This window comes from Streptomyces sp. NPDC050617 (assembly GCF_040654795.1).
Taxonomy (GTDB): Bacteria; Actinomycetota; Actinomycetes; order Streptomycetales; family Streptomycetaceae; genus Streptomyces.
The window spans coordinates 1-5,726 of record NZ_JBFAIS010000063.1 but is presented as its reverse complement, the minus strand read 5'-3'; the positions used below and the strand labels follow the sequence as shown (position 1 = coordinate 5,726).

Annotated in this window: 5 protein-coding genes and 1 rRNA gene; 2 read left to right on the top strand and 4 right to left on the bottom strand. The window is 72.4% G+C overall.

Going from position 1 to position 5,726, the window contains the following annotated elements; genetic code table 11:
- Window positions 1–129: 129 nt before the first annotated feature.
- Window positions 130–969 (top strand): siderophore-interacting protein, encoded by an 840-nt coding sequence (locus AB0I49_RS38100; protein ID WP_363231822.1) that lies wholly within the window; start codon window positions 130–132, stop codon window positions 967–969.
- Between the two features lie 245 nt (window positions 970–1,214).
- On the opposite strand, the gene AB0I49_RS38095 is transcribed toward AB0I49_RS38100, so the two are convergent.
- Window positions 1,215–2,243: an HAD-IIA family hydrolase gene (locus AB0I49_RS38095; protein WP_363231820.1), complete on the bottom strand. Its 1,029-nt coding sequence runs from the start codon at window positions 2,241–2,243 to the stop codon at window positions 1,215–1,217.
- Between the two features lie 76 nt (window positions 2,244–2,319).
- Between AB0I49_RS38095 and AB0I49_RS38090 the strand changes: the two genes are divergently transcribed.
- Complete coding sequence (locus AB0I49_RS38090; protein WP_363231819.1) at window positions 2,320–3,600, top strand: DUF1015 domain-containing protein; 1,281 nt, start codon at window positions 2,320–2,322, stop codon at window positions 3,598–3,600.
- 62 nt (window positions 3,601–3,662) lie between these two features.
- On the opposite strand, the gene AB0I49_RS38085 is transcribed toward AB0I49_RS38090, so the two are convergent.
- From AB0I49_RS38085 to rrf, 3 genes are all read right to left on the bottom strand, one after another.
- Entirely contained in the window at window positions 3,663–4,385 is a 723-nt protein-coding gene (locus tag AB0I49_RS38085; protein ID WP_363231821.1) for a hypothetical protein, read from the bottom strand.
- Window positions 4,364–5,437: a hypothetical protein gene (locus AB0I49_RS38080; protein WP_363231823.1), complete on the bottom strand. Its 1,074-nt coding sequence runs from the start codon at window positions 5,435–5,437 to the stop codon at window positions 4,364–4,366. Before AB0I49_RS38080 ends, AB0I49_RS38085 begins: the two co-directional genes overlap by 22 nt.
- 197 nt (window positions 5,438–5,634) lie before the next feature.
- Window positions 5,635–5,726, bottom strand: a 5S ribosomal RNA gene (rrf, locus tag AB0I49_RS38075); the annotation flags it as partial.

Sequence of the window (5,726 nt, the reverse complement as noted above, 5' to 3'; positions counted from 1 at the left end):
GACGTCCGTATCGACAAGAAGGTCGAGGGCGCGGAGGGGGAGATCCGCGTCGTGGGCCGCCAAGGGGCCGCCCCCCGCCCCGGCGCCGGCCACGCAGCACAGTCCGGTACCCGAGAGGAGCACGCCCTCATGCCCGCCATGCCCTTCCGCTTCTTCGACGTGCGCGTCCTGCGCACCGAGCGGCTCAGCCCCGCCATGGTCCGCACCACCTTCACCGGCGACGACCTGTCCGCCTTCGCCAGCGGCGGCCGCGACCAGCGCTTCAAGCTCTTCCTCCCGCGCCCCGGCCAGGACGCGCCCGTACTCCCCGACGACCGGGGCGAGGGCTGGTTCGCCGCGTGGCGCGAGATGGACCCGGCCGTACGGGCGGTCATGCGTACGTACACGGTGCGCGACCAGCGGCGCGACCCCGACGAGCTGGACGTCGACTTCGCCCTGCACGGCGGCGACCACGCCCCGGCGGGCGTCACGGACGGCCCGGCGTCCTCCTGGGCCCGCACCGCCCGCCCCGGCGACCGCGTCACCCTGCTCGGCCCGGTCGAGGAGGACAACGGCGGCGTCGACTTCCGCCCGCCGCCCGGCACCGACTGGACCCTGCTCACCGGCGACGAGACGGCGCTCCCCGCCATAGCCGGCATCCTGGCCCAGCTCCCGCCCGACGCCCCCGCCAAGGCCTGGATCGAGATCCCGACCGCGGAGGACGCCCAGCCCCTCCCCACCAAGGCCGCCGCCGACATCACCTGGCTGGTCCGCGAGACCCCCGGAGCCAACCCCGTCCTGGAGGCCGTCCGCGCCGCGGACCTGCCCGCCGGCACCCCCTACGCCTGGATCGCCGGCGAATCCGCCAACGTCCGCGCCCTCCGCCGCCACCTGGTCGGCGACCGCCAATTCGACCGTAAGGCCATCAAGTTCACGGGCTACTGGCGCCGAGGCGCGACGGAAGACGACCTGATAGCGGAAATCGAGTAAGCACCCACCCGCCCGACGCTTGAGAACAAAGCCCCGCCCAGCCGAATCCAGCCCGCCCGGCGCTTGAGGACCCTCCCCGCCCGACCCCTTCCAGCCCGTCCGGCGCTTGAGGACAAAGCCCCACCCGGCCTCCGGGCCGCCCCACCCACCCCAGCCGAATCCAGCCCGTCCGGCGCTTGAGGACCGGGGCCCGGGGCAGCGCCCCGGTTACGGGAAGGGGCGGGGTGGGGAAAAAATCCCCCGGGCTACAACCCCAACCGCCCCAAAACCTCCCCCGAGTCCACCTCACAAACCTGCTCCCCGGCCAAAGACCAAGCGGCCCCGCACAACGCCCTCAGCCCGTCAATCGAAGCGCCATCCCCCTCAAGCACAAACTTCCCGCCCCCAACAGAAGCCCTCCACCCCCCACAGACAAAAGCATCCCCCTCCGCCGAAACCACCGGCTGCGGCTCCAGCAACCCCCGCAAATCCAAAGCCACATACGTAGGCCGATGCCGAGGAGAAGCCCCCAACAACTCCCCCGCCGAAGTAACCCCCGTCAATACCAACAACGAATCCACACCCCCCACATAGGCCCCCTCGATATCCGTATCGAGCCGGTCCCCGACAACCAACGGCCGCGAAGCCCCCGTCCGCAGCACCGTCTCCCGGTGCATAGGAGGCAACGGCTTCCCCGCCACCCGCGGCTCCGCCCCCGTGGCGATCCGCACGACCTCCACCGCCGCCCCGTTCCCCGGCGAGATCCCCCGCGCACTGGGAATCGTGAGATCGGTGTTGGAAGCGAACCACGGCACGCCGCGCGCCACCGCGTACGACGCCTCCTGCAGCCGCTCCCACGTCATCCCCGGCCCGCCGTACCCCTGCGCCACCGCCGCCGGATCGTCGTCGGCGGAGAACACCGGCTCCAGCCCGCGCTCCCGCAGCGCGACCTCCAGCCCCTCCGCGCCGATCACCAACACCCGCGCCCCGGACGGGACCTGATCGGCGATCAGCCGCGCCACCGCCTGCGCCGAGGTGATCACGTCCGCCGCCTCCGTCGCGACGCCCAGCCGCGTCAGATGCTCGGCGACCGCCTGCGGCGTACGTGCCGCGTTGTTCGTGACGTACGCCAGGTGCATCCCGCCGTCCCGAGCCGTCCCCAGCGACTCCACGGCGTGCTCGATCGCCTCGCCCCCCGCGTACACCACCCCGTCGAGGTCCAGCAGCGCGGTGTCGTACGCGGCGCTCAGCCGCTCCTCGCTGCCGTCGGGGCTGGTCCGGACGGTCTGGTTCATGGCGTGCGCTCCTCGTGCTTCCGTGTCTCTCTCCCCCGATCATCGCTCATCCCGGTATGCGGCATAACATTTCCCAATGAGCACTCCAGGGCACGCCGGACAGGGTCTCCAACTGGCCCCCTTCAGAGGGCTGCGCTATGTGCCGGAGCGGGTCGGCAGCCTGGCCGCCGTGACCTCGCCCCCGTACGACGTCGTGGTACGGCCGGACGGCCTGCGCCACCTGGAGACCGCCGATCCGCACAACATCGTCCGCCTGATCCTCCCGCAGGCCGCCACCGCCGCCGACCGGCACCGCCAGGCCGGCGAGACCCTGCGCCGCTGGCAGGAAGAGGGCATCCTCGCCCCCGACCCCGAACCGGCGCTCTACGTGTACGAGCAGCACGACGGCCACACCCTTCAGCGCGGCCTCATCGGGGCCCTGCGCCTCACCCCCCGCGAAGCGGGCGTCGTCCTCCCCCACGAGGACGTGATGCCGCACATCGTCGAGGACCGCGCGGCGCTCATGCGCGACACCTACGCCAACCTCGAACCGCTCCTCTTCGCCTACCGCGGAAACGGCTCGACGACCGGCGCGACCGCCGTCATCGAGCGCACGATCCGCACCGAGCCGCTGCTCGCCACCACCACCGAGGACGGCTTCGCCCACCGGCTGTGGTCCCTCACCGACCCGGACGACCTGGCCCGCGTCGACGAGGACCTCTCCCGGCGCCAGGCCCTCATCGCCGACGGCCACCACCGCTGGGCCACATATCTGCGGGTCCACTCCGAACAGGCCGCGCCCGGCCCCTGGGACTACGGCCTGGTCCTCCTCGTGGACACCGCCCGCTACCCCCTGCTCGTACGGTCCATCCACCGCCTCCTGCACCGCCTCCCGATCAAGGAGGCCCTCAACGCGGTGTCGGACACCTTCCGGGCCCGCGCCGTCGAAGGCCCGCTGCCCGAAGCCCTCGAAGTCCTCGCGGACGCGTCACGAGCCGGCGGCACCGCCTTCCTGCTCGCGGGCGACGGCGGCTTCCACCTCATCGACCGCCCGGACCCCGGCCTCCTGGCCCGTACGATCCCCGACGGCCGGCCGCAGGCATGGCGCTCCCTCGACGCCACCGTCCTGCACTCGGCCCTGCTCGAACACGTCTGGCGGGTCCCGGACGACCCCGACCACATCGGCTACATCCACGAGGCGGCGGTCGCCGTCGAACAGGCCGAACGGCACGGCGGCACGGCCGTACTAATGCACCCGGTACGCGAAGAGGTCGTACGGGAACTGGCCCAGCAGGGCGTGACCATGCCCCGCAAGTCCACATCCTTCGGCCCGAAACCGGCCACGGGCCTGGTCCTGCGCAACCTCGCGCTGGGCTGAGAACGAAAAGGGCGGGGTCCCCATCGGAACCCCGCCCTCTCTCACCGCTCACCCATCAGCGGTCAACGCTGAGCGTCATCGCCGTGCTCGGCCTCGTCGCCGTCCTCGGCCAGCGCGTCCACGAACTCGACACCGTCCAGCTCGGCAAGCCGGTCGGAGGCGTCCGTCGTACCGCCCTGGTCGGCCTCCAGCGCCTTCCCGAACCACTCGCGCGCCTCGTCCTCGCGCCCGACCTCCAGCAGCGCGTCGGCGTAGGCGTAACGGAGGCGGGCGGTCCACGGCTGGATCGAGTTCGAAGCCAGCTCCGGGCTCTGGAGCGTCACGACCGCCGCGTCGGCCTGCCCCATGTCCTTACGGGCCCCGGCCGCGACCAGCCGCATCTCGACCTGCCCGGCCTTGTCCAGCCGCTGCACCTCGGGCTCACCGGCCATCGCCATGGCCCGCTCCGGCCGGCCCATCCCGCGCTCACAGTCGGCCATGACCGGCCACAGGTCGACAGACCCGGTCATCCGCCGCGCCGCGCGGAACTCCGCCAGCGCCTCGGAGTACTTCTCGGTGGCGTACGCCGCGAACCCGGCCGCCTCACGCACGGCCGCGACCCGGGAAGCGAGCCGCAGCGCGATACGCGAGTACTCGTACGCCTGCTCCGGGTCCTCGTCCAGCAGCTTCGCCACCATCACGAGGTTCCGCGCGACGTCCTCGGCGAGGGTCTTCGGCAGGCTCAGCAGCTCCTGCCGCACATCCGGGTCGATCTCATGGCCCGTCACGTCCTCGGGAATCGGCAGCCGTCGTACGGGCTCACGGTCCCGCTCCCGGTCATCGCGCCGCCCGTACCCGCCGGACCCGCCGCGCTCATCCCGCCCGCGGTACCCGCCGCCGCCCTGCCGGTCATCCCGCGAAGAGCGCTGACCACCGCGGTAACCACCACGGTCGCCATCCCGCCGGTCGCCACCGCCCCGGTCATCCCGCCGGAACCCACCGGACGGCCGGCCCCCGCGATCATCCCGCCGGAACCCGCCCCGGTCATCGTCCCGACGCGGAGCCCGCTCATCCCGCTGGAACCCACCGGACGGCCGACCCCCACGGTCATCCCGCCGCGGAGCCCGGTCATCACGCCGAAAACCGGGACGGTCGTCACGCCGGTCGTCGCGCCGATCATCACGGCGGTCGTCACGGCGGAACCCGCCGCGGTCGTCCTGACGCGGCCCGCGCGGACGGTCGCCGCCCCCACGGTCATCGCGACGAGGCCCACGCCCCCGATCGTCATCCCGACGCGGCCCACGGTCGTCCCGCTGGAAACCAGGACGACTGTCACGCCGGTCACCACCACCGCGCTCATCCCGCCGGAACCCACCACGATCATCACGGCGGTCGTCACGGCGGTCGTCACGGCGGAACCCGCCGCGGTCGTCCTGACGCGGACCGCGCGAACGGTCGTCACGCTGACCGAAGCCACCGCCACCGGAGGGGCGCCCGCCACGGTCATCGCGGCGGAACCCGCCCCGGTCATCGTCCCGACGCGGCCCGCGGTCGTCCCGCTGGAAACCAGGACGACTGTCACGCCGGTCACCACCGCCACGATCATCCCGCCGGAACCCACCGCCAGAGGGCCGGCCGCCGCGGTCATCGCGACGCCCATACCCGCCGCCACCACCAGGACGACCGCCCCGGTCATCGTCCCGACGCGGCCCACGGTCGTCCCGCCGGTCGCTGCCGCCACGGTCATCCCGCCGGAATCCGCCGCGGTCGTCCTGACGCGGACCACGCGAGCGATCATCGTCACGGCGGAACGCCGGACGGTCGTCACGCCGGGGGCCGCCGCCACGCGTATCGTCACGACGCGGTCCGCGAGGACCACCCCGCCGAGGCTCGCGATCCGACCGATCGTCGGAAGAGTTGGGGGACATCGTCGTGACTCCTGTCTTCGGGTAACGCAGTCATTCTCGCGCACCCGGCTTATCGGCGCGCTTCGGCAAAACAAAAAGGACCCTTGGTCCCAGCGTGAACGCTGGGACCAAGGGTCCTTGAAATATTGTTCGGCGGCGTCCTACTCTCCCACAGGGTCCCCCCTGCAGTACCATCGGCGCTGAAAGGCTTAGCTTCCGGGTTCGGAATGTAACCGGGCG